General features: G+C 70.8%; 19 protein-coding genes. 7 read left to right on the forward strand and 12 right to left on the reverse strand.

Going from position 1 to position 22,762, the window contains the following annotated elements; all coding sequences use genetic code 11:
* Positions 1-20: 20 nt before the first annotated feature.
* The 5 genes from aspT to BGM09_RS05515 form a co-directional block, all read right to left on the reverse strand.
* Entirely contained in the window at positions 21-1,697 is a 1,677-nt protein-coding gene (gene aspT, locus BGM09_RS05495; protein WP_188280269.1) for an aspartate-alanine antiporter, read from the reverse strand.
* 126 nt (positions 1,698-1,823) lie between these two features.
* The gene (locus BGM09_RS05500; protein ID WP_188280270.1) at positions 1,824-3,305 is read right to left on the reverse strand and encodes a glycoside hydrolase family 1 protein; all 1,482 of its coding nucleotides are present in this window, start codon (positions 3,303-3,305) and stop codon (positions 1,824-1,826) included.
* Between the two features lie 126 nt (positions 3,306-3,431).
* Positions 3,432-4,367 (reverse strand): carbohydrate ABC transporter permease, encoded by a 936-nt coding sequence (locus BGM09_RS05505; RefSeq protein ID WP_188280271.1) that lies wholly within the window; start codon positions 4,365-4,367, stop codon positions 3,432-3,434.
* A 4-nt stretch (positions 4,368-4,371) separates the two neighbouring features.
* Positions 4,372-5,376 carry a carbohydrate ABC transporter permease gene (locus BGM09_RS05510; protein ID WP_188280272.1) on the reverse strand — a complete coding sequence of 335 codons (1,005 nt, stop codon included), beginning with the start codon at positions 5,374-5,376 and terminating at the stop codon, positions 4,372-4,374.
* Between the two features lie 145 nt (positions 5,377-5,521).
* On the reverse strand, positions 5,522-6,868 hold the full coding sequence (locus BGM09_RS05515; protein WP_188280273.1) for an ABC transporter substrate-binding protein: 1,347 nt from the start codon (positions 6,866-6,868) through the stop codon (positions 5,522-5,524).
* Between the two features lie 297 nt (positions 6,869-7,165).
* On the opposite strand from BGM09_RS05515, the gene BGM09_RS05520 reads away from it, so the two are divergent.
* Positions 7,166-8,191, forward strand: a complete 1,026-nt coding sequence (locus BGM09_RS05520) for a LacI family DNA-binding transcriptional regulator (protein ID WP_188280363.1) — start codon at positions 7,166-7,168, stop codon at positions 8,189-8,191.
* A 1,209-nt stretch (positions 8,192-9,400) separates the two neighbouring features.
* On the forward strand, positions 9,401-10,066 hold the full coding sequence (locus tag BGM09_RS05525; protein WP_317452545.1) for a hypothetical protein: 666 nt from the start codon (positions 9,401-9,403) through the stop codon (positions 10,064-10,066).
* 176 nt (positions 10,067-10,242) lie between these two features.
* On the opposite strand, the gene BGM09_RS05530 is transcribed toward BGM09_RS05525, so the two are convergent.
* The 3 genes from BGM09_RS05530 to BGM09_RS05540 all read right to left on the reverse strand — a co-directional run bounded on the left by BGM09_RS05530 (position 10,243) and on the right by BGM09_RS05540 (position 13,004).
* Positions 10,243-10,677 (reverse strand): hypothetical protein, encoded by a 435-nt coding sequence (locus BGM09_RS05530; protein WP_188280274.1) that lies wholly within the window; start codon positions 10,675-10,677, stop codon positions 10,243-10,245.
* 92 nt (positions 10,678-10,769) lie between these two features.
* The gene (locus BGM09_RS05535; protein ID WP_188280275.1) at positions 10,770-11,588 is read right to left on the reverse strand and encodes a hypothetical protein; all 819 of its coding nucleotides are present in this window, start codon (positions 11,586-11,588) and stop codon (positions 10,770-10,772) included.
* Positions 11,589-11,738: 150 nt separating this feature from the next.
* Positions 11,739-13,004: an SAM-dependent methyltransferase gene (locus BGM09_RS05540; protein ID WP_188280276.1), complete on the reverse strand. Its 1,266-nt coding sequence runs from the start codon at positions 13,002-13,004 to the stop codon at positions 11,739-11,741.
* Between the two features lie 240 nt (positions 13,005-13,244).
* Here BGM09_RS05540 and BGM09_RS05545 point away from each other — a divergent pair, with 240 nt between their 5' ends.
* Complete coding sequence (locus BGM09_RS05545; protein ID WP_188280277.1) at positions 13,245-13,949, forward strand: alpha/beta fold hydrolase; 705 nt, start codon at positions 13,245-13,247, stop codon at positions 13,947-13,949.
* Positions 13,950-14,029: 80 nt separating this feature from the next.
* Here the strand turns inward: BGM09_RS05545 and BGM09_RS05550 are convergent, their stop codons facing one another.
* Complete coding sequence (locus BGM09_RS05550) at positions 14,030-14,827, reverse strand: TetR/AcrR family transcriptional regulator (RefSeq protein WP_188280278.1); 798 nt, start codon at positions 14,825-14,827, stop codon at positions 14,030-14,032.
* Between the two features lie 261 nt (positions 14,828-15,088).
* On the opposite strand from BGM09_RS05550, the gene BGM09_RS05555 reads away from it, so the two are divergent.
* From BGM09_RS05555 to BGM09_RS05570, 4 genes are all read left to right on the forward strand, one after another.
* Positions 15,089-17,422: an MMPL family transporter gene (locus tag BGM09_RS05555; protein WP_188280279.1), complete on the forward strand. Its 2,334-nt coding sequence runs from the start codon at positions 15,089-15,091 to the stop codon at positions 17,420-17,422.
* A 258-nt stretch (positions 17,423-17,680) separates the two neighbouring features.
* Complete coding sequence (locus tag BGM09_RS05560) at positions 17,681-19,099, forward strand: glycoside hydrolase family 16 protein (protein WP_317452546.1); 1,419 nt, start codon at positions 17,681-17,683, stop codon at positions 19,097-19,099.
* A gap of 177 nt (positions 19,100-19,276) precedes the next feature.
* Entirely contained in the window at positions 19,277-20,011 is a 735-nt protein-coding gene (locus BGM09_RS05565) for a D-Ala-D-Ala carboxypeptidase family metallohydrolase (protein WP_188280280.1), read from the forward strand.
* 135 nt (positions 20,012-20,146) lie between these two features.
* Positions 20,147-20,572 (forward strand): hypothetical protein, encoded by a 426-nt coding sequence (locus tag BGM09_RS05570; RefSeq protein WP_188280281.1) that lies wholly within the window; start codon positions 20,147-20,149, stop codon positions 20,570-20,572.
* Positions 20,573-20,612: 40 nt separating this feature from the next.
* On the opposite strand, the gene BGM09_RS05575 is transcribed toward BGM09_RS05570, so the two are convergent.
* From BGM09_RS05575 to BGM09_RS05585, 3 genes are all read right to left on the reverse strand, one after another.
* Positions 20,613-21,368, reverse strand: a complete 756-nt coding sequence (locus BGM09_RS05575) for a VOC family protein (protein WP_188280282.1) — start codon at positions 21,366-21,368, stop codon at positions 20,613-20,615.
* A 148-nt stretch (positions 21,369-21,516) separates the two neighbouring features.
* The gene (locus BGM09_RS05580) at positions 21,517-21,891 is read right to left on the reverse strand and encodes a YybH family protein (protein ID WP_188280283.1); all 375 of its coding nucleotides are present in this window, start codon (positions 21,889-21,891) and stop codon (positions 21,517-21,519) included.
* A gap of 9 nt (positions 21,892-21,900) precedes the next feature.
* The gene (locus BGM09_RS05585) at positions 21,901-22,602 is read right to left on the reverse strand and encodes an alpha/beta fold hydrolase (protein ID WP_188280284.1); all 702 of its coding nucleotides are present in this window, start codon (positions 22,600-22,602) and stop codon (positions 21,901-21,903) included.
* Positions 22,603-22,762 lie beyond the last annotated feature (160 nt).

The following is a 22,762-nucleotide window of genomic DNA, read 5'->3' on the forward strand; positions in this document are numbered from 1 at the left end:
GGGCGTTCAGGCGCGGCCGGTCAGGAGCCGAGGACGCCGACGAGGACGGGGCCGGTGAGCGGCAGCAGGAAGTTCGACAGCGCGTAGGTGACCGTGTAGCCGAGCAGCGGTACGGAACTCTGCGCCACCTGGGTGATCGAGGTGATCGCGGGCGTCGAGCACTGCTGTCCCGCGATGGCGCCGATCAGCACCGGTTTCTCGATCTTCAGCAGCTTCAGGCCGACGAAGAGCGAGATCGCCGCCGGGATCAGCACCATGCCGATACCGGCCAGCGGCAGCAGCGCGCCGTACTGCTTCAGCAGCGGACCGGCCTGTGGTCCCGAGGCCAGGCCCGTACAGGCGATGAAGACCGCGAGGCCCAGGTCCTTGATGGTGGCCGCGGCCTGCGGCGGGAAGGCGCCGAAGGTCTGCCGCTGGGAGCGGAACCAGCCGAAGACCAGCCCCGACACCAGGCAGCCGCCGCCGGTGCCCAGCGACAGCGGGATGTCGCCGATGTGGATGACGATCTGGCCGAGCAGCGCGCCGACGGCGATGCCCAGGCCGAGGTAGACGAAGTCGGTGCTGTCGTTCTTGACCACCGCGCCGATCCGTGCGGCGACTTTGCCCAGCCCCGCGCGGGCGCCGACCAGGGTCAGGACGTCGCCCCGGCGCAGTTCGGTGTCGGGGGAGGCGGGCATGTGCTGCTCGCCCCTGAGTACGTCGGTGACGTAGACGCCTGCCCCGGTGAACTCCGGGTGCCGCTTTTGGAGGTCGTCGATGGTGTGGCCGTCTGAGGCCCGTTCGGTCAGCGCGACCTGGCTGCTGGCCAGCGGCGCGTCGAGCCCCGGGATGGCGGAGGTCTCGGGCCCGATCTCGCGGCCCGCCTCGATGGTGTTGGCCCGGCGGCCGACCACCATCACCAGGTCGGACAGGATCAGCTCCACCTCGGGCGCGGGGGTGATGGTGGCACTGCCGCGCCTGATGCCCTCGACGGTGACCCGGCCGCCGAGTCCGGCCTCCAGGTCGCCGACGGTGCGGCCGTCGGCGAGCGTCACCAGGAAGGTGCGGCCGACCATGCCGGGCAGCGGCTCGCGCTCGTCGGCTTCCAGCGACGGCGCGTCGCCGCGCATCCGCAGCCACATCTCGCGCGAGGCGTCCCGCAGGTTGATCCGGAGCATCATCGGCAGGATCTGGCTGGTGAACAGCACGATGGTGACCAGGCCGAAGAGATAGCAGACGGTGTACGCGGTGGCCACATGGCCCTGGTAGTCCTTGACCTGGTCCGGGGTCAGTCCTGACAGCTTGCCGATGGCCTCGGTCGCGGTACCGACCACCGCGGACTCGGTCGCCGCGCCCGCCAGGATGCCGGAGGCGGTGCCGACGTCCAGGTCGAACGCCTTGGCGAGGCCGTAGGCGATACACAGGACCGTGACCATCTCGATCAGAGACAGGACGCCGAAGGTGAGGCCGCGCCGGTTGAAGTTGGCGAAGAACTGAGGGCCCGCCATATAGCCCAGGGCGAAGATGAACAGCGCGAAGAAGACGGTCTTGACGTCGTCCGCGACGGTGACCTTCTGCGTGCCGAGCAGCAGCGATACGATCAGCGTGCCGCAGATGCCGCCCAGTGTGATCGGGCCGACCCGCAGCTTGCCGACCAGATAGCCGGCGGCGAGGCAGAGGAAGAGGGCAAGTTCCGGATGGTCGCGCAGAACGCCCATGTCAGGACGGCCGGACCGGCGACAGCGGTGTAAATCGGTACATAGCTCACAAAATAGCAGCGCGAACAGCGCGGAGCGGTACGGACAGCACCCTCGAGCTGTCCGTACCGCTCCTTTTCCGTTCCCTCAGGAAGCCCCGTCCTCCTCCGCGGCTCCCTGAAGGACGTTCTCGCGGGCGACGGCCGCGTACCAGTGGGCGCTCTGCTTGGGGATGCGGCGCTGTGTGCCGAAGTCGACGTAGACCGCGCCGAACCGCTTGCTGTAGCCGTACGCCCACTCGAAGTTGTCCATCAGCGACCACAGGAAGTAGCCGCGTACGTCCACGCCGTCGGCGATCGTGCGGTGGATCGCCGCGAGGTGGCTGCGCAGATACGCGATCCGCTCCGGGTCGTTGACCGTGCCCTCGGGCGAGATGTAGTCGTCGTAGGCGGCGCCGTTCTCGGTGACCATCAGCGGCAGCCCCGGGTGCTCGCGCGCCACCCGGTGAATGAGGTCGTACAGGCCGGTGGCGTCCACCGCCCAGCGCATCGCGGTGGTCTCGCCGGGCGGCAGGTGGAAGGCGACGTGCTCCGAGCCGGGCCACGGCGAGTGGTCGCTGGCGCCGTGCCCGTCGTTGCGGGGCACGTCGGGTCCGTCGGCGCGCTGCTTGCCGTCCGAAACCAGCGTCGGCGTGTAGTAGTTGATGCCCAGCAGGTCGATCGGCCGGGAGATCTCCGCGAGGTCGCCCTGCCGTACCAGGGACTCCCAGTCCACCAAGTGGGCGGTGTCCGCGAGGAGATCGGCCGGGTAGTCGCCGCCGAGGATCGGGCCGAGGAAGACCCGGTTGCCGACCGCGTCGATCCGGCGGGCCGCGTCGAGGTCGCCCGACGAGGTGGTCAGCGGGCGGATCTGGTGCAGATTGAGGGTGATCGAGGTCTGCGCGGCGGCGGGCAGCACGGAGCGCAGGACCCCGATCGCCTTGCCGTGTGCGAGGTTGAGGTGGTGGACGGCCCGCAGCGCCGACTCCGGCTCGGTGCGGCCCGGCGCGTGCACACCGGAGCCGTAGCCGAGGAAGGCCGAGCACCAGGGCTCGTTGAGAGTCGTCCAGTACGGCACCCGGTCGCCGATCGCGCCGGCCACCAGCGCCGCGTAGTCGGCGAACCGCTCGGCGGTGTCGCGTACCGTCCAGCCGCCGACGTCCTCCAGGTCCTGCGGCAGGTCCCAGTGGTAGAGGGTGGCCACCGGCGTGATGCCGCGGTCGAGGAGTTCGTCGGTGAGCGAGCGGTAGAAGTCGAGGCCGCGCTGGACGGCCGGGCCGCGCCCGGTCGGCTGCACGCGCGACCAGGAGACGGAGAACCGGTACGCGGCCAGGCCCAGGTCGGACATGAGCGCGACGTCGTCGCGGAAGCGGTGGTAGTGGTCGGCCGCGATGTCACCCGTGTCCCCGTTGTGGACGCGGCCGGGCGTGTGGCTGAAGGTGTCCCAGATCGAAGGGGTGCGGCCGTCCTCGGCCGCGGCGCCCTCGATCTGGTAGGCGGCGGTGGCCGCCCCCCAGACGAAGCCGGGGGGAAAGCGGAGCGAGGCCGAGACATTGGCGCTCTCGGCGCTCTCGGAGCGGACAGCGGTCATAACGGGGGACTCCAGGGGAATCAGGGGTAAGCGGGGGAGGGGGCCAACAGGACGCTTCTCAGGGGGAGTTCTTGGTGAGCTCAGGGGAGGCGCGGGGAGTTCGCGCGCGGGGAGTTCGCCGAGGGTTCAGCTCTTGACGGCACCTGCCGTGATGCCGCCGACGATGTGCTTGCCGAGGACCGCGAAGACCAGCAGCAGCGGCAGCGTGGCGACCAGCGCGCCCGTCACCACGATCGAGTGGTCGATGGTGTGGTCACCGGAACCCAGACCGGCCAGCGCGACCTGAACCGTCGGGTTCTGCTGGTTGAGCGCGATGAACGGCCAGAAGAAGTCGTTCCACGACTGCACGAACACCAGCATTCCCAGTACGGCCATCGCGGGCCGCGCCACCGGGAACACCACGTGCCAGATGATCCGCAGGCTGTGCGCGCCGTCCACCCGCGCCGCCTCGACCAGTTCGATCGGCAGCGCCTCGGACAGGAACTGCCGCATGAAGAACACGCCGAAGGCGGCCACCAGCGACGGCAGGATGACGGACTGGATGTGCCCGACCCAGCCCAGGTTGGTGATGATCTGGTAGAGCGGGATCACGCTGAGCTGCGGCGGGATCGTCATCGTCGCGACCACCAGCATCAGCAGCGCGTTACGGCCGCGGAACTGGAGCTTGGCGAAGGCGAATCCGGCGAGCGTCGCGAACATCACCGTGCTGAACGACACGAAGCCCGCCACGATCGTGGAGTTGATCAGCGCCTTGCCCATGTCGACCTGGTCCCACACGATGTGCAGGTTGTCGATCAGATGGCTGCCGGGCAGCAGCGGCATCGGCGGCGTGACGATCTCGGCGTCCGTGCGCGACGCCGCCACCACCGTCCAGTACAGCGGGAACAGCGAGATCAGCGCCGCGACGACGAGGATCACGTACGCGACCGGGCCCGCGTGTTCCTGCTTGCCCGCCCCGCTCCTGCGCAGGAACCGGCGACGCGGCGGCTTGGGCGGCGGTACGGCGGTGGACCGCCGCGACGGCGCGGCCCCGAACGCTTGCGTTTCGGTTGTCTGTGCCATGAGGTCAGCCCCCGAGCTTCCGGCGGTTGGCCCGCAGGATCAACAGTTGGACGGCGCCGATGAGCAGCAGGATCAGCAGCATCACCCAGGCCACGGCGGACGCCTGGCCCAGCGCGCCGGTCGCCCAGCCCTTCTCGTACATGTAGAGGCTCAGCGTCTGGTACTGATGCGCCGAGCCGCCGCTGACGCCGACACCGCCGCCGTAGATCAGCGGCTCACCGAAGAGCTGCGTGGCGCCGATCGTCGAGACCACGATGGTGAACAGGATCGTCGGCCGGATCGAGGGGATCGTGACGCTGATGAACTGCCGCCAGCGCGAGGCCCCGTCGAGCGCCGCCGCCTCGTACAGATCGGACGGCACCGCCTGCATCGCGGCCAGGTAGATCAGCGCGTTGTAGCCGGTCCAGCGCCAGGTCACGATCGACGAAATGGCGATCTGCGAAGGCCACTTGGACGACTGCCAGTTGAGGTTGTGCACCCCGAAGTGGGCGAGGATCTGGTTGACCATGCCGTAGTCGGGGTTGAAGAGCTGGACGAAGACCAGCGACGCCGCCGCGATCGAGGTGGCGTACGGCGCGAGCACCGCGACCCGGAAGAAGCCGCGCGCCCTGAGCTTGAAGTTCAGCAGGTGCGCGAGACCGAGCGCCATCAGGAGCTGCGGCACGGTCGAGATCACCGCGAGCGAGAAGGTGTTGCGCAGCGCGTTCCAGAAGAACGTGCTGTCCCACAGGCGGGTGTAGTTCCGGAAACCGACCCAACTGGCGTCGCCGCCGAGCTGCACCTGGTTGAAGGAGAGATACCCGGTGTAGATCAGCGGGAAGAGGCCGAAGGCCGCGAAGCAGATGAAGAACGGGGCGATGTACGCGTACGGCGACGCCTTGGTGTCCAGCCGGTACAGCCTGGAACGCCAGCCCGGGGGGCGGTGGGCGCCCTTGCCGGGCGAGCGGGGGGCGGCGGGCCGGGACGACGGAGGACTGCCGTCGGACGTCGCCCTGACGGAGGTGGCCACGAGTGGCGTCCTTCCCGTAGGGGTTCGGGCGAGGGTTGTGCGGTGACTGGGAGGAGTACGGCTGGGGGTACGGGGTGGGTTGGACCGGGAGCGAGGTGCGGGCCGCCCGGCAGGTGGGAGACACTGCCGGGCGGCCCCGTCCGCGCTACTGGTCGATCTTGTCCTTGACCAGTGCCTTCACGTTCGACCACGCCTTGTCGGCCGAGGTGCCGTGCTGCTCCATGTCGAGGATTCCGTTGTCGGTGATGAAGGTCTTCACCTGACCGTCGTACTGGCCGATGGGCGCGGGCTGGATGCTCTCCGCGGTGGCCGAGTAGATCTTGCCGACGGGGGTGTCACCGAAGTACGGGTTCGTCGCGTTCTGCACGGTCGGGTCGGCGAGACCCGCCTTGGTCGACGGGATGTTGCCGTTCTTCGCGAAGACCTTCGCCTGCTGGGCGGGCGCGGTCAGCCAGGCGGCCAGCGCGGTCGCCTCCGCTATGTGCTTGCCGGCCTTGGGCACCGACAGGAACGAACCGCCCCAGTTGCCGGCCTGCGGCGGCGCGGCGATGTCCCACTTGCCCTGGTTGGCGGGTCCTGCCGAGTCCTTGATGATGCCGATCATCCAGCTCGGGCAGGCCACGGTCGCGAACTTGGAGTTCTTGAACGCCGCGTTCCAGGTGTTGGCGTCGAACTGCCGCAGCTTGTCGGTCAGTCCGTCCTTGACGGCCTGGGTCGCCAGCGTCCACGCCGTCTTCACACCGGGGCTGGTGTCGTAGATCAGCTTGCCGGACGCGTCCGAGTACTGCGTGGTCTGGCTGGAGACCACCGCGTTGAACAGACCGCTGCCGGAGTCGGTGAAGGCCACGCCCGAGGGCGCCTTCGCCTTGAACTCCTTGCCGACGTCCAGGAACTTCGACCAGTCACCGGCCCACTTGGCCGCGACCGCGTCCCGGTCGTCGGGCAGACCCGCGGCCTTGAAGAGGTCCTTGCGGTAGCAGACCGCCATCGGGCCGATGTCGGTGCCCAGGCCGATCACCGAACCGTCGCTGGTGGTGGCCTGCTTCTCCTTGTAGTCCAGCCAGTCGCCGACGTTGACGCCCTTGGCCTTGCCCAGGTCCACGAACTTCGACGCGAGCGTCGGGCCGGTGGCCTCGGCGATGTAGCCGATCTCGATGGCCTGGATGTCGGAGAGGCCGCTGCCCTGGGACAGGTGGAGCTTCAGGGCGTCCCAGTACTGCTGCCCGTCGGCGACGTTGTCCTCGACGATCGTGATGTTGGGGTGCAGCTTGTGGTACTCGGAGAAGAGGGCCGCGCCCGTCTTGTCGTCGTAGCCGAACGATCCGAAGTCACCGACGTGCAGCGTGATCTTCTCGGTCGAGGAGGCGGTGCTCCCGCTGCCCGAGTCCTTGCTCTTGCTGTCACTGCTGCAGCCGGTGATCAGGGTCGCGCAGGTCGCGAGACCCGCGACCGCGATGACTGCGGCCTTGCGGGTTCTGCCGGAAGTGCGCATTCCACTCTCCTTGTCAGGGTGGGTCTGGCGTGCGGTGGTGCGAGTGAGGGTGTGGGAGCGCTCCCACTAAGCTTGCCGGAACAATCCGGCCTCGGAGGGGTCAGTGTCAAGATGTGAAGTCGATTTCGTTGCCGGAACGTGTCCGGACCGGACCGATGGTCACTTCTTGAACGGATCGGACGCCGCGGGGCGGGTACGGTGAACACAGCGTGGGAGCGCTCTCAAGAGATCCTGCTGTCCAGAGCGGGCCGGGCGCTAAGGTGGCGCGACAGTGGAGCACAGGAGGCGGAAGTGGCCATGAACGGGCGGCACAGCGGACGGCCCACCCTGGAAGAGGTGGCTGTACGCGCCGGGGTGGGACGCGGCACGGTCTCGCGCGTCATCAACGGGTCGCCGCGGGTCAGCGACCGCGCGAAGGCCGCGGTCGAGGCCGCCATCGCCGAACTGGGGTACGTGCCCAACCGCGCGGCCCGCGCGCTGGCCGGAAATCGCACCGACGCCATCGCCCTGGTCATCCCCGAGCCGGAGACGCGGCTCTTCGCCGAGCCGTACTTCTCCGACATCATCCGGGGGATCGGGGCGGAGCTGGCCGACACCGACATGCAGCTCCTGCTCACGCTGATCCGTACGCCCAAGGAGCGGGCCCGCTTCGGCCAGTACCTCGCCGCGCACCGCGTGGACGGCGTCCTGCTGGTCTCCGTCCACGAGGACGATCCGCTTCCGGACCTTCTCGAACAGCTCGACATGCCCGCCGTTCTGAACGGGCGGCGCAGTGACCTCGAATCCGTCTCGTACGTGGACGCCGACAACGTCGGCGGCGCGCGCGCCGCCGTCGCCCACCTCTTCGCCCGCGGGCGGCGGGCCGTCGCGACGATCACCGGGCCGCCGGACATGTACGTGGCCCGGTGCCGCCTCGACGGGTATCGGCAGGCCGTGGAGAGCTCTTCGGGAGGCTCCTCGAACTCCGAGCTTGTCGCCCGGGGCGACTTCACCGAGGAGGGCGGGCGGCGGGCCATGCGCGAACTGCTCGCGCGGCGGCCGGACATCGACGCCGTTTTCGCCGCCTCCGACCTCATGGCGGCCGGCGCGCGGCAGGTTTTGCGCGAGTCCGGGCGGCTGGTGCCGACTGACGTCGCGCTCGTCGGCTTCGAGGACTCGGCCATCGCGCGCCATATGGATCCGGCGCTTACCAGTGTTCGGCAGCCGACGGAGGAGATGGGTCGCACGATGGCGCGGGTGCTTCTTGAGGAGATCGCCGAGAGGGATTCGGTACGACGCCATGTCGTTCTGGCCACTGAGCTCATTCAACGCGATTCCGTCTAGCCCTCTTGTCTTTTGTTTTTCCCGCCCGCCCACCCGTGCGGGTGATTTCTCCGTCTGCGGGTGCCGCCCGTGCCTGGTCGGTCCCGGCCCGGGGTACCTCCTCGAAATCCGTAACACCTGGCCCCGGGTATCCAGTGACGTTCCTGTCAACGTATTTCTGCGGGGGCACCCCGCCCCGTCCCCTCCTCGCCCGTCGGCGTCCGCCTGTCCGCTGTGGTGGCGGAGGGGGGTTGGGGGAACTGGGCCCGCACCCGGCGCACGGCCAGTCGCCCAGCCCCCGGCGGACCGTCGGGCGCCGACGTACCCGAACCCACCCACCCCCTCGGCCCACCCCGGTGAGGGTCAGGTGACCCCGGACCCCGGACCCCGGACCCGATTCACCCCCTCCCGTCACCCAGACGGACAGGCGAACCCCGATGTACCCCAGCCCACCCACCCCGGCTGGGCGGCCGGGTGGCGCAGGGGCTCGGCCTCGCCCTCACCCACCCCCGCCGACAGGCGGACGCCGACGTACCGGAGCCCACCCACCCCTCTCCCGCCCGCCCCCACCGGACAGGTGGGCGCCGACGTACCCGAACCCACCCCCCCTCAGCCACAGCGGACAGGCGACCGCCGACGTACCGGAGCCCACCCACCCCCCTCCCGCTCACCCCCGCCGGACCGCCGGGCGCCGCCGTACCCGAGCCCACCCACCCCCCTCCCGGCAACCCCCCACCGGACAGGCGGACGCCGACGTACCCGGCCCCCACCCACCCCTCTCCCGCCCGCCCCCACCGGACAGGCGGACGCCGACGTACCCGGCCCCCACCCACCCCCCTCCCCGGTCACCCCCACCGGACAGGCGGACGCCGACGTACCCGAGCCCCACCCACCCCCGCCCCCCCTCAGCCCCCACCGGACAGGCGGACGCCGACGGGCGAGGAGGGGACGGGGCGGGGTGCCCCCGCAGAAATACGTTGACAGGAACGTCACTGGATACCCGGGGCCAGGTGTTACGGATTTCGAGGAGGTACCCCGGCCCGGGACCGACCAGGCACAAGCGGCACCCGCAGACGGAGAAAGCACCCGCACGGGTGGGCGGGCGGGAAAGACAAGACGGAGGAAGAACAGGACGTGAAGAAGCGGACGGCGGTCTATGGGGAAGTGGCGACAGAGCTGGCGCTGAGAGGCGACGCGGAGCTGCAAGAGCTGGTGGAAAGAGGGGAACCCTTGGGGACAGGAATCGGCGGACAGACCTCGAAAGTGCTCGTCGCGGGAACTCCCGTCTTCGTGAAGGAGATCCGCCTCACGGACCTCGAAAGACGCCCGGAGAACACCCGCTCGACGGCGAACGTATTCGACCTCCCGGCGTTCTGCCACTACGGCATCGCCACCCCCGGCTTCGGCGCCTGGCGCGAACTGGCCGTCCATGCCATGACGACGAATTGGGTCCTGGCGGGAGAGCACGACGGCTTCCCGCTGACGTATCACTGGCGGGTGCTGCCGAGCACGAAAAGGCCCCTGCCGACGGAACTGGCAGACGTGGAGGCGGCGGTGGCGTACTGGGGCGGGAGCCCCAGTGTGCGGCGCCGCATCGAGGGTGTGCGGGACGCGACGGCGAGCGCGGTGGTCTTCATGGAGTACATCCCGCAGAATGTGCAGAATTGGCTGCGGACCCGCCTCGCGGAGGCGGACGAGAAGACGACGGAACGCGTCTGCGAGTGGCTCGAGCGCGAGCTGCTGGACGGCGTGGATTTCATGAACGCCCGCGAACTGCTGCATTTCGACGCGCACTTCGAGAATGTCCTGGCCGACGGCCACCGCCTGTACTTCGCGGACTACGGCCTGGCGGTGTCGACCCGGTTCGAACTGTCGTCGGCGGAGGCCGAGTTCTAGGAGCGGCACCGGACGTACGACCGCGACTACATCCGTACGCACTTGGTGCGCTGGCTGAAGCGCGATACGGGGAGGGTCCCGGCTCAGGTGCTGGCCCGGCACGGGCAGTTGGCCGAGGAGATGGGGGAGTGGCACAGGACGTTGCGGACGGAGAGCCGGGAGGCTCCGTATCCGGTTCAGTCGGCGGGCCGCCATCTGACGCGGTAGTCGACGCCGTCGGGGCGGTAGCGGGGGCCGGGGGTGGAGCGCCACTGGGCGGTCAGGACGCGCGGCTCGGCGGGGGTGTCGCGGTGGGGGAGGAGCAGCGCGGTGAGTTCGTCGTAGCGGGCGTCGACGCCGCCCGCGCCGGGGTGGGTGTCGGGCTCGGCCGTACCGGCCTCGTAGCGGGTGTGCCAGGCCGCGAAGAGGGCCCACCGCTCGCGCTCCAGGGCGAGTTGGGCGGCGTCGACGGGCCAGACCGCGTAGGTGTCCTCGTACACGAGCCGGAAGTAGTGCGGCTCCCCGTCGACCTCGGCGAGGCCGAAAACCGGGGCGTCGTATCGGTCCAGTTCGGCAAAGACCCGCTCGAATCCCTCGCCGATCAGCTCCTGTTCATCCCAGATCTCGGCCATGAACGGAGGCTACGACCTCGGGCCGCCGAGGCGCGTACGTTTCTTGAACGCGGGCCCTCGTACGCGCTCTCAGAACGCGTCGCCGACGCCCGTCAGCGCCGCCACAGACGGCGCCACACCGGCACTCCCGGCGCGGTACGGGAGGGCGGCGACAGCACCACCCGGCCCGGTGTCGGCGGGGCGGGGACCGCTGCGTCCGGGACGTCGGGCAGCTCCAACTCCGGTACGGCGAGGTGGTGGTGAGGGTGCTCGTGACGGTGGCCGCAGGACGCGGCCGGGCGGTCGCACCAGGCGATGAGGAGTTCGCCGTGGACGTCGGCGGCCTCGCGCACCTGGTCGCGTACGTACGCGTACAACTCGCCGAGGGTGATCAGCCCGTCGCGGTCGCCGTCCGCCTCGCCCGTCCGCAGGCCGTGGGCCAGTGCGTGGGTGAGGCCGGACGGAGCGGCGGTGTCCGAGGCGGAGATGACGGTCCGCCCCCGCCCGCCGAGGCGATCGGCGGTGTCCGTGGGAGAGCAGTCGAGCAGCAGGACGATCCGCCGTGAACCACAGCCGTCCAGCAGCCCGTTGAGGCGGCTCGCGGCGACACCGGCGACGTGCGGCTCACCGTCCGCGCCGTCCGCGCCGCCCGCGCCGCCCGCGCCGCCCGCGCCGGGCGCCGAGACGTGCAGCAGCAGAAGGTCGTCGTCGGCGCGGTCGGCGAAGAAGTCCGTCAGGGCCTGCTCGGCGGGCTCGGCGCGCGCGTCCAGGAGTGTCGTGACGTCGAAGCCGCCGATGCCGGGGTCGCGCAGCGCGTCGGCCAACGCAGCGGCGTCGGCGAGCCGTTCGGGCTCAGGGGCGCGCGGGCGGTCCGCCTCCGGGTCCCGACGCCCGGCACCGGCGATGATCAGCGCGCTCCGCCTGCTCGGCATTCGTTCCGCTCCCCTGGCCGACAAGGCTCTCAGGCTAGGGGCGCAGCCACGACTCGGCGCCCGCCGTGCGGCGAATACGTTCGGGAATACGCTCGCGGACACGTTTGGGGCGCCACCCGTCCGGACGGGCGGCGCCCCACGGTCCGACCCTCAGGCGCCGTCGTCCGCCGCGTCCGGGGACGCTGGACGGCGGGAGAGGATCTGGTCGACGCCCATGCGGTTCTCCGCGAAGGACAGGGAACTGCCGACCATGTAGAGCCGCCAGACGCGGGCCGTCTCCTCGCCCGCGAGCGCGACGAAGTCGGCCCAGCGGTCCTCCAGCGTGCGGTGCCAGGCGTCGATGGTGCGGACGTAGTGCTCGCGCATCGCGGTGACCGACCGCACTTCGAGCCCGGCCTGTTCGAGCAGGCCGACCGTCTCGCCGAGCGGGCGCATGTGCATGTCGGAGACGATGTAGGTCTCGATGAAGGCACCGCCGCCGGGGGCGTTGCGGCCGCGCGCCATCTGCTGCACCATCACGTGCCCGCCTGGCTTGACCCGGTCGTGCAGGGCCGCGGCGAAGGCCGGGTACTCGGCGTCGCCGACGTGCTCGCCCATCTCGATGGTGGCCACGGCGTCGTAGCCGCCGCTGTCGATGTCGCGGTAGTCGCGGCGCTGCACGTCCACCAGGTCGCTGAGCCCGCGCGACTTGACCTCCTGCCGCACGTACGCCGCTTGCTCGGCCGCGAGGGTGACGGCGGTGACGCGCGCGCCGTACCGCTCGGCGGCGTGCAGGGTCAACGAGCCCCAGCCGCAGCCGATGTCGAGCAGCCGCGCCTGCGGAGTGAGACCCACTTGCGTGCAGATCATGTCGAGTTTGTCGCGCTGCGCGTCGGCGGAGGTGTAGTCGGGGGCGTCGCTGGTCCAGTAGCCGGAGGAGTACGCCATCGTCTCGTCGAGCAGCAGCTTGTAGAAGTCGTTCGACAGGTCGTAGTGGTGGTGGATCGCCGCACGGTCGCGGTCCTTGCTGTGCAGCCGCCCGCTCAGCCGGGACGGTGCCCCCGGCGGCGCGGGGCGCGGCCCGATCGCGCCGACCCGTACCGCCGCGGCCATCGCGCGTACCCGGTCGGCCGCCGACAGCCGCGCCGGGCGCAGCTTCTGCTGCCGTACGGCCGCCCACACCGTACGCAGTGCCTGTCCGACGTCCCCCTCGACGTCGATGTCCCCCGCGATGTACGCCTCCGCCAGGCCCAGCTCGCCCGGCTGCCAGACCAGCCGCCGCAGCGCCCGCCGCCGCCGTACGACCACCAGGGGGCCGTCGCCCGAGCCCAGTTCGCTCCCGTCCCACAGCCGCACCCGCAGCGGCAGTTCCCCGCCGAGCGCCTGGTCCAGATGGGGGCGCAGCCGGTCGGCCGCGGTGGGTGTCACGGAGGGCATGGACGCGCTCGCTTTCCGCGGTGCCTGCCGGTCGGGCGGCGGCTCCGCTGTGCTGTTCCGGGGTCGTGCCGGAGTCGTGCCGGGGCTGTGCCGGTCGGGGCTCTCACCCTGTATTCGGCGCGGTACGGCGTACGGATTGGCCTGGGTGCCGTCCGGGTGCTGTCCGGGTGCCGCCCGGGTGCCGCGCTGCCGCGTGCGGGCCTCGGCGGGATTGTCGTACCCCTCGGATACGTTGCCGTCATGGCTGAATTTGTACTGGTTTCGGGGGCGTGGCTCGGCGCGTGGGCGTGGGACGAGGTGGTGCCCGCGCTGCGGGCGGCCGGGCACGGCGTCCATCCCCTGACGCTGTCGGGGCTCGCCGAGAAGCGGGGCGTCGCGCCGGACGCCGGGCAGCGGACGCATGTCGAGGACATCGTGGCCGAGGTGGAACGGCTCGATTTGCGGGACGTGGTCCTGGTCGGACACAGCTACTCGGGGATTCCGGTCGGCCAGGCCGCCGGGCGGATCGGCGACCGGCTGGCCCGTATGGTCCTGGTCGACTCCGAAGTGCCGGTCGAGGGAGGGTCGTTCGCGTCCGGCTGGTGGGAGGGGCAGGCCAGATTCGAGGCGATCCTGGCCGAGGGGGACGGCTTCTGGCCGCCGCCCGCCGCCGAGGAGTTCGAGGGCCAGGGCCTGACCGACGAGCAGATCGCCCGGCTCGTCGCGGGCGCGACCCCGCATCCCGCTCCCTCGCTCACCGAGCCCGCCGCGCTGTCCCGCCCGCTCGCCGACCTCCCGACGACGTACATCAAGTGCCTCCTGGACGGCCCGGAGCCGAACAGCGACGTGGCCGCGCTCCTGGACGGCGAGCAGTGGCGGCTGGTGGAGATGAACACCGGGCACTGGCCGATGTTCTCCGAGCCGCGCCAGCTCGCCGCGATCCTGGGGGCCGAGACCGCCGCCTGATCCGTGTCGGGCGCGCGCGTGCCTCGGGCCCGCGCGCTTCGGGCCCGTGCGCGGGTCGAGCCCACTCGCTCCGGGCCCGCCTACACCTGCGGCACCGGCACGTCCGCCGGGATACGGCGGCGGACGTCCGCGACCAGATTCCGCATCGCCATGCGGAAGATCTCGGCCTGGTGCTCGCCGATGAACGAGGTGTGCCCGAAGACCTCCAGGACCACCTGCCCGTGCAGGCGGCCCCACGCCTCCATGAGGAGAGCGGCCGCCGCCGCGGGCAGCTCTCCCGGGCCCTCCGCCGGCAGCCGGTCGAAGTGCGCCAGGAGCTGGGGCGAGAGCGCGGGAATGTCGGCCGCAGCGAGCTGCGCCGTGCTGAAGCCGTCGAACAGTTCGCGCTGGAAGAGCGCGCTCATCCGGCGGTTGGCCTGGGTGGTGATGCCGTCGTGCGGGGCCGCGTACCCCCGCAGCGGTGTCCCGTAGAGGAGCTGGTACCGCTCGGGGTGGGCGATGGCCCAGTGGCGGTAACCCTCGGCCGCGACCACCAGGCGCGGCAGGTCCGGCCAGTCCGCCGCCGCTCGGTCGAGTGCGGCACGTACGGCGGCGGTCAGGTCGTCGTACGCCTTGGTGACGAGCACCGTGACGAGGGCGTCCCGGCTCGGGAAGTAGTGGTAGAGCGCCTGGACGGTCATGCCCAGGCCGCGGGCTGTCGCGCGCATCGACAGGCCCTCGGGGCCGTTCTCCGCGATCAGGCGTTCGGCGGCGTCCAGGATCTCCTGCGTCGCCGCCGCGCGGCGCCGTTCACGCAGAGAGGGCGGGGGCGGCGGTGTCAGCGGCGTCGGCGGCGCGGACACGTCCGGTGGCGCTGGCGGGTGTTCCTCGGCGGGCATGCGCCCACCCTACGACGGCTTCCTTGGCGTGTATCCGGATTTTGAACACTGTCAGGTAAATCTCGCACTGCCAAAGAACGTTGTGTGCTGTCTACGTTCGTCGCGGCGACGTCACTCCCGTCGCATCCGCCGCACGGCGCGAGTCCGCGGGCCCCGTACGCCCACGACTCCGTCGGTACGCACGTCCAGGACGCACGTCCGTACGTCCGGCACTCACGTCCGCAAGTCCGCACGTCCGCAAGTCCGCAGAGGAGATCTCGCGTGTTCGAACGCATAGCCGAACTGGCGATCCGCCGGTCCCGGCTGGTACTCATCGTCGCCATCGTGGCGACGGCCGTCATGGGTGCCGTGGGTGCTGGCGCATTCACCAAGCTATTGGGCGGCGGCTTCGACGATCCAGCTTCCCAGTCCACCCGGGCACGCGACCTCATCGACAAGAGATTCGGCGGCGAGACGAATCTGGTGCTGCTCGTCCGCACGGCGGACGGCCGTATCGCCGACGGCCGTATCGACGCCCCGGCGGCCGAGCGGAACGGGCGGGCCCTGGTCGCCGAGCTGAAGAGCGACACGACGCTGGCGAACGTCGTCTCGTACTGGGACACGCCAAGCCCCGAACTGCGTTCCAAGGACGGCCGCGAGGCCATGGTGCTCGCCCACGTCAAGGGCGACCCGACGCAGCAGCAGAAGAACGCCGAGAAGCTTCTCGACCACTTCGGCGGTACGTACAAGGACGCGCTCACGGTCCGGGCCGGCGGTGTGGCCGCGGTCGGCAACGACATGTCGACGCAGGTCGTCAAGGACCTCGAACTGGCCGAGCTGATCGCGATCCCGCTGACCCTCGTACTGCTGCTGTTCGTCTTCGGCAGCGCGGTGGCCGCCCTGCTGCCGCTGGCCATCGCGATCATCGCCATCCTCGGCTCGTTCGCCGAGCTGTCCCTGCTCGCGGACGTCACCAGCGTCTCGAACACGGCGACCAACCTCACCACGGCCCTCGGCCTCGGACTGGGCATCGACTACGGCCTGTTGATGATCAGCCGGTTCAGGGAGCAGCTCGCGACGGGCGCGAGTGTGGACGACGCCGTCCGCCGGACCGTCCACACCGCGGGCCGCACCGTCGCGTTCTCCGCGGCGACCGTGGCCGCCGCGCTCGCCGCGCTCCTGGTCTTCCCGCAGTATTTCCTGCGCTCGTTCGGCTTCGCGGGCGTCGGGGTGGTCGCCATCGCGGCCGTCAGCGCGCTGTTCGTCATGCCGCCGCTGCTCGTCGTCCTGGGACACCGGGTCAACAGCGGGCGGCTGCCCTGGATGAAGCCCGCGAGCGCGGCGAACGCCGCGGATTCCCCAGGCGTTACGGGTTCCCCAGGCGTTACGGATTCCGCGGGCGTTACGGGTTCCGCGAGCTCCACGGACTCCGCCGACTCCGCCGCCCGCGTCTCCGTGTGGGCGCGGCTGGCGCGTACCTCGATGCGGCGGCCCGCGTTCACCGCGCTGCCCGTGCTCGTGGTCCTGCTGGCGGTGGCGAGCCCGCTGCTGGGCATCGTCTTCGGCACCCCGGACGAGCGCGTGCTGCCCAAGGACGCCGAGAGCCGCCAGGTCTCCGCGACGCTCAGGAGCGACTTCAGCGGCAGCGACGACTCCGCCCTCCAGATCGTCTTCGGCCAGGCCGTGGACAAGGGCCCCCTGGGGTCGTACGCACAGCGGCTGTCGCAGCTCAAGGGCGTGGTACGGGTCGAGACCAGCACCGGGACCTACGCAGACGGGCAGGCTTCCGCCGCCGGGCCCGGCAGCGCCAACCTCGGCCGCCCCGACGGGCAGCGGATCAGCGTGACCAGCTCCCTGACGCCGAGGTCGGACGCGGCCCAGGACCTGGTCGGCGCGGTACGGGACCTCGCGCCGCCCGCCGGAACGCACCCGCTGGTGGGCGGGACCGACGCCGAACTGGTCGACACCAGGCACTCCATCGGCGGCCAACTCCCGCTCGCCATCGGCCTGGTCGTCCTCACCACCTTCATCCTGCTCTTCCTGTTCACCGGCAGCGTCGTGCAGCCGCTGCGCGCCCTGCTGCTCAACGCGATCACCCTGGTGGCGACCCTCGGCGTCATGACGTGGATCTTCCAGGACGGCCATCTCTCCTCCCTGCTCGGCTTCACCGCGCAGCCGATGGAGATGTCGATGACCGTGCTGATGTTCTGCATCGTCTTCGGGCTCTCCATGGACTACGAGGTCTTCGTCACCAGCCGGATCAAGGAACTCCACGACCAGGGCGAGGACACCGAGTCGGCCGTCGTCAACGGCCTCGGGCACACCGGGCGCATCGTCACCGCGGCGGCCTGTCTGCTGGCCGTGAGCTTCTTCGCCTTCGGTACGGCCAAGCTCAGCTTCATGCAGATGTTCGGCCTCGGCAGCGGACTGGCCATCCTCATCGACGCCGTCGCCATCCGCGGTGTCCTCGTCCCCGCCGCGATGCGGCTGCTCGGCGGATCGGCCTGGTACGCGCCGGGCTTCCTGCGCAGGTTCCACGACCGGTTCGGGCTCAGCGAGGGCGAGCCGGCCTCCGGCCCGGACCTCGACCGCGAACCGGTGCCCTCGCAGGGGTAGTCGGACCCGACAGCCCCCGACAGCTCCGGGCGACCCCCCGGCAGCCCCCGACAGCTCCGGCACGCGCGACGGCCCCCGCTCTTCCCCGGCGGGGGCCGTCGCGTGTGCCGGATCGTGCGCGATGCCTTGACGGCTTGGCCTTTCCGGCCGACACTCCACTCGCACCCTGTCCTGAGAGCGCTCTCAGGATGATGTGAGTGTCATGCCCACATCCAACGTCTCCCCGCTGTCCCCCACCAGCGAAAGGCAGCACCTCCCGTGACGACATCTCCTCCTCCGCCTCCCCTCGGCCATCGGCGTGCGCGGCGCTACCTGGGCAAGGGCCCGCTGGCCGTGCTCAGCACCCTTCTCCTCCTCGTGACCGGCCTCACCGGCCTTGTGCTGTCCGGCGGTTCGGCGTCGGCAGCCGTCCCCGGACCCGCGGCGGGCTGGACGACCGTGTTCAGCGACGACTTCAACGGGGCGGCGGGCACCGGCCTCAACCGGGCCAACTGGCTCTACGACATCGGCACGAGCTACCCCGGCGGCGCGGGCAACTGGGGCACCGGCGAGATCGAGACCTCCACCGACTCGACGCAGAACGTCTACCAGGACGGCTCCGGCCACATGGTCATCAAGCCGGTCAAGGACGCCTCGGGGCACTGGACTTCGGGCCGCGTCGAGACCCAGCGCACCGACTTCGCGGCCCCCGCGGGCGGCCAGCTCGAAATCAGCGCCTCGATCCAGCAGCCCAACCCCCAGAGCGGGCTCGGCTACTGGCCCGCCTTCTGGGCGATGGGCGCCGCCGCCCGCCCGGTCAGCGCCACCAACTGGCCCAGCATCGGCGAGATCGACATCATGGAGGACGTCAACGCCCTCAGCAAGCACTCCACCACCTTCCACTGCGGGCAGTGGGCGGGCGAGTGCCACGACCCCGACGGCATCACCAGCGACCTCCAGCCGTGCGCCGGTTGCCAGACCGGCTTCCACAAGTACTCGGCCGTGATCGACCGCACCAACACCTCCGCCGAGCAGCTCCGCTTCTACCTCGACGGCAATCTGACCTTCACCGTCAACGAGAACCAGGTCTCCGTCGCCACCTGGCAGGCCGCCGTCGACCACGGCTTCTTCGCCATCTTCGACGTGGCCATCGGCGGCTCCTACCCCAACAAGGTCTGCGGCTGCACCTCCCCGTCCGCCGACATCAGCTCCGGCGCGGGCATGAGCGTCGACTGGTTCGCCGTGTACCAGACGACCGGCGGCAGCAGCGGCACGGTCGGCGGCACGACCAACGGCGGCACGTCGTCCGGTACGAGCACGGGTACGAGTTCCGGTACGAGCACGGGCACGAGTTCTGGCACAAGCTCCGGTACGAGCACCGGCACAAGTTCCGGTACGAGCGCGGGCAGCACGGGCGGCAGCACCACCACGCCCGACTACACCGCCGGTGTCACCTCCACCAGTTCCACGCAGGCCCGCATCTCCTTCACCCCGACCACCCCGGCCGCCTATGTCGACGTCCATTACCTCGTCAACGGCGCGGGTCAGCAGAATTTCCGCATGACCAACTCCTCCGGCACCTGGACCCAGACCGTCAACGGCCTGTCCACCGGCAGCGTTCTCACGTACTGGTTCACGTACGAGAAGAACGGCCCGCAGTACGACTCCCCGCACTACACGTTCACCCAGGGGTCCTGACCCTCACCTCGCGTGTGCCTGCCTCGGCGGGGCCGCCCGGACACCATGTCCGCGCGGCCCCGCCGTCGTTCGGGGGGCGATGTGCGCCAGGCGAATATGCCAGGTCAAGGGGTGGTTGACGCGCATAGACAAGGTCGGGCAGTCTCGTGAGTCTGTGAACCCCCCATGGGAGGCGTGATGTTGAGACGGTACGTCCGCGCATTACTCGCAATTGTCATGTTTGCGTCAGCAATCCTTGTCGGAACCGCCGTGACCGCGGGCAGCGCCCATGCGGCCGGCTGCTACTCCTGGGGCCGCACCCTCAGCCAGGGCGCGAGCGGTGAGGACGTCCGCCAGCTCCAGATCCGGATCGCCGGATACCCCGGCTACGGCGCGGTGCTGGCGACCGACGGCCAGTTCGGGCCGGCGACCAGGTCCGCCGTCGTGCGTTTCCAGCAGGCGTACGGCCTCACGGCGGACGGCATCGCCGGGCCGCAGACCTTCGCGAAGATCGGCGCGCTCCAGGACGCCGACTGCACCCCGATCCACTTCACCTTCGGCGAGCTGAACCGCTGCAACACCACCTGGGCGGGCGGCGCTGTCGGCGCGGCCACCGCCCGTGACAACGCCCTGCGGCTCATGTGGAAGCTGGAGGCGCTGCGCCACGCGCTGGGCGACCAGCCGCTCACCACGAGCAGCGGCTTTCGCTCCTACTCCTGCAACAGCGCCGTCGGCGGGGCGGCGAGCAGCAACCACCTGTACGGCCGCGCCGTCGACCTGACCGGCTCGCCGAGCTTCTGCCGCATCGTGCAGGAGGCCCGCTACCACGGCTTCAACGAGATCCTCGGCCCCGGCTACCCGGGCCACAGCACCCACGCCCACCTCGGCGACCAGAGCTCCCGCTACTGGAGCGCCTCCTCCTGCGGAATCTGACCCCCGCGCCCCGCGGCCGATGCCCCCCTCCGCCCCGGCCGCGGGGTTCCGCGCCGCCCGGCGGGTGTCAGTGGTCGCGTTTACGCTGAAGCCGAAAGAGCAGGGCAGGACGGGACAAGAGGGTGGGGATCGCAGATGGGCGGCGACGGTTGGAGCCGGGCCGGGGCGTATCAGCCGGATCTGGCGGCGGCGTTCCGGGCCGAGCAGGAGCGCGAACTCTCCGAGGACGACCACGGGTTCGGGACCATGACGATGGCCGAGCGCTGGGCGGACCCGGACTGGCAGGAGTACATCATGACCGGCGGTACGGCCTCCGTGCTCGACCAGATAGAGGTCGTCGCATCCGACAACGGCGAAGAGGGGCCGTTCATGCGCCCCTTGACCGACGCGGAGATCCGCGCCTGGTGCCCCGGCGGCCGTCCCACCGAGGCCGAGTGGAACGCCGCGCTGTCGGACAGCGGTGACCTCTACCCCGACCGCGCGGCGGGCAACTGCACCGTCCTCTACGACGCAGACGGCACGCCGGCCTCGATCGGCTACTGGGGCGTCACGGCGGACTGACCGCAGCGAGCCGCAGCGGGGCGGGGGCCTGGCCGGACGCCTATCCGGGCCTGCGGACGGAGAATTCGTTGCCGTCGGGGTCGAGGAGCAGGACGTGGCCTCCGCCGTCGGTCTCTCCGCCGTCGGTCTCTCCGCCGTCGGTCGCTCCGGCGGCGGCGCGCGTGGCGCCCAGGGCGAGGAGGCGGTCGACCTCGGCGGAGCGGTCGGCGTCTGCGGGGAGGGCCAGTTCGAAGAAGAGCCGGTTGGTTCCGGTCTTGGGGGCGACGGGCGGGCCGCCCCAGGTGATCTTCGTACCGCCCTCGGGGGACTGGATCGCGGTCTCCTCGTCCTGGTCCCAGACCAGGGGCCACCGCAGGGCCTCGCTCCAGAAGCAGCCGACCTCGCGGGTGCCGTCGCAGGCCAGGGCGCCGACGACACCGGTGTCGGCGAGGAAATTGTTGCCGGGCTCGATGACACAGAATTCGTTGCCGTCAGGATCGGCGAGCACGACGTGCCCCTCTTCGGGGAGCTGGCCGATGTCGATGTGCTGTCCGCCCAGTTCCAGCGCCCTGGCCACCGTCTGCCGCTGGTCCTCGGGGGAGGCACTCGTCAGGTCGAAGTGCGCCTGATTCTGCCGGGTCTTGGGCTCCTGGCTCGGCAGGAAGCGAATACGGAACCCGCCGGTCGCCCCGTCGACCGTGGGGGGCAGGATCTGCGGCCCTGAGGCCAACTCCCAGCCCAGGACGCCGGACCAGAACCGCGCCAGCTCCGTCGGCCGCGTCGCGTGGAAACAGATCGCGAACAGTTGACTGCTCATACCCCGTACCTCTCCGATCCCTCGATGTCCGAGCCGCACCCTAGACACGCCCGTCCGCCCCCGCACCCGAGTTTCCGCCCCGGGCGGCGACGCCGGGCCCGCACCCCAAGGCCGTCCGGCCCCACCGGTCCACCGGCGCGTCAGGAGCTCAGGTGCTCAGGTGCTCGTGCAGCATCTTCCACACTCCGTCCCGCTTCACGATCACATTCGTGCCCCGTCCCTCCCCTGACCGGGGCTGACCGTCCACCACCCCCGTCCAGGCGAAGCGGTACCGGCACACGGCGTGGTCGGCGCCCCGCACGACCCATTCGAGATCCCTGATCTCGTACACCTCGTCGCGGATCGCCTCGAAGGTCCGCTCGACCGCCCCCGCGATCTCCTCCAGGCCCCGATACGAACCGTCGGAGAACCAGTAGACGGCGTCCGGAACGATCAACGGCGCCACCCGTTCGATGTCGTGGCTGTTGTTGGCCTGCTCATACCGCGCCATGAACGCCGTGAGCTCGGCGGCGAGATGCGACATGCGCCGGGCTCAGGCGGCCGGGAGGGCATTGGCGTCGGCGTCGGCTTCGGCGAGGAGGATCGCGGCGACGGCGTCCGGGGCCTCGTGCATGGCGTCGTGGCCGGTCGGGAGGTCGTGGACCTGCCAGTTGGGGTCGGCCTGGAGGCGGGCGCGGAGGGCGGCGAAGGGTGTCCGGTTCTCCCAGCCCGAGCAGTAGACGAACTCGCGGCGGGGGACGCGGGCGACCGCGCCGGTGAGCCGGATCGTCTGGAGGAAGGCGGCGAGGGGATGGGGGCGGCGCCGGGGGTCGCCGCCGTCCGGCGGCCGGACGCAGTAGCCGGTGGCCGCGGCGCCGGCGGCGAACACCTCCCGGAAGTGGTCGTTCGTCGACGACCAGCACGAGTCACCGTCGCGCGGTACGTAGGCGTCGAGGTGCACCAGCCGGGAGATCCGGCCCTCCGCGCGGTCGGCCGCGGCGGCGACCACCATCCCGGCGTAGCTGTGGCCGACCAGCGTCGCGTCGGTGATGCGGTGCCGGTCGAGGCACCGCAGCACGTCGTCGGCGTGCGTGTCGAGACCGGCGGTCGCGACCGTCGCGTTGTCGTCGCCCGGCCGCAGACCGGTCAGGGTCAGGGCGTGCACGGTGTGCCCGGCGCGCTCCAGCAGCGGGACCACCGCCTCGAACGACCAGGAGCCCTTCCACGCGCCGGGTACGAGGACGAACGTCGCCATGTGCTTCTCCTTCTCCGGGTGACACGCGGCCCCCTCCGGCGCTCGGCGCGCCGCGGGACCACTCCGCACAGAGCCAGTCTCACGGGGTCAACCGGTGGCGTGCTACCGCTACGATGCCAAGTTATGCCTGTTCGCCGCCAAATCCGCCCCGCCCCCGGTG

This window comes from Streptomyces sp. CBMA29, assembly GCF_014596445.1.
Classification (GTDB): Bacteria; Actinomycetota; Actinomycetes; order Streptomycetales; family Streptomycetaceae; genus Actinacidiphila.

Bases quoted from the DNA above. Each gene is read 5' to 3' on its own strand.
- BGM09_RS05570 (WP_188280281.1), top strand. From the start codon at position 20,147: ATGGGCGGCGACGGTTGGAGCCGGGCCGGGGCGTATCAGCCGGATCTG.
- BGM09_RS05520 (WP_188280363.1), top strand. From the start codon at position 7,166: ATGAACGGGCGGCACAGCGGACGGCCCACCCTGGAAGAGGTGGCTGTA.
- BGM09_RS05565 (WP_188280280.1), top strand. From the start codon at position 19,277: ATGTTGAGACGGTACGTCCGCGCATTACTCGCAATTGTCATGTTTGCG.
- BGM09_RS05575 (WP_188280282.1), bottom strand. From the start codon at position 21,368: ATGAGCAGTCAACTGTTCGCGATCTGTTTCCACGCGACGCGGCCGACG.
- BGM09_RS05540 (WP_188280276.1), bottom strand. From the start codon at position 13,004: ATGCCCTCCGTGACACCCACCGCGGCCGACCGGCTGCGCCCCCATCTG.
- BGM09_RS05585 (WP_188280284.1), bottom strand. From the start codon at position 22,602: ATGGCGACGTTCGTCCTCGTACCCGGCGCGTGGAAGGGCTCCTGGTCG.
- BGM09_RS05580 (WP_188280283.1), bottom strand. From the start codon at position 21,891: ATGTCGCATCTCGCCGCCGAGCTCACGGCGTTCATGGCGCGGTATGAG.
- BGM09_RS05545 (WP_188280277.1), top strand. From the start codon at position 13,245: ATGGCTGAATTTGTACTGGTTTCGGGGGCGTGGCTCGGCGCGTGGGCG.
- aspT (WP_188280269.1), bottom strand. From the start codon at position 1,697: ATGGGCGTTCTGCGCGACCATCCGGAACTTGCCCTCTTCCTCTGCCTC.
- BGM09_RS05500 (WP_188280270.1), bottom strand. From the start codon at position 3,305: ATGACCGCTGTCCGCTCCGAGAGCGCCGAGAGCGCCAATGTCTCGGCC.
- BGM09_RS05550 (WP_188280278.1), bottom strand. From the start codon at position 14,827: ATGCCCGCCGAGGAACACCCGCCAGCGCCACCGGACGTGTCCGCGCCG.
- BGM09_RS05515 (WP_188280273.1), bottom strand. From the start codon at position 6,868: ATGCGCACTTCCGGCAGAACCCGCAAGGCCGCAGTCATCGCGGTCGCG.
- BGM09_RS05535 (WP_188280275.1), bottom strand. From the start codon at position 11,588: ATGCCGAGCAGGCGGAGCGCGCTGATCATCGCCGGTGCCGGGCGTCGG.
- BGM09_RS05505 (WP_188280271.1), bottom strand. From the start codon at position 4,367: ATGGCACAGACAACCGAAACGCAAGCGTTCGGGGCCGCGCCGTCGCGG.
- BGM09_RS05530 (WP_188280274.1), bottom strand. From the start codon at position 10,677: ATGGCCGAGATCTGGGATGAACAGGAGCTGATCGGCGAGGGATTCGAG.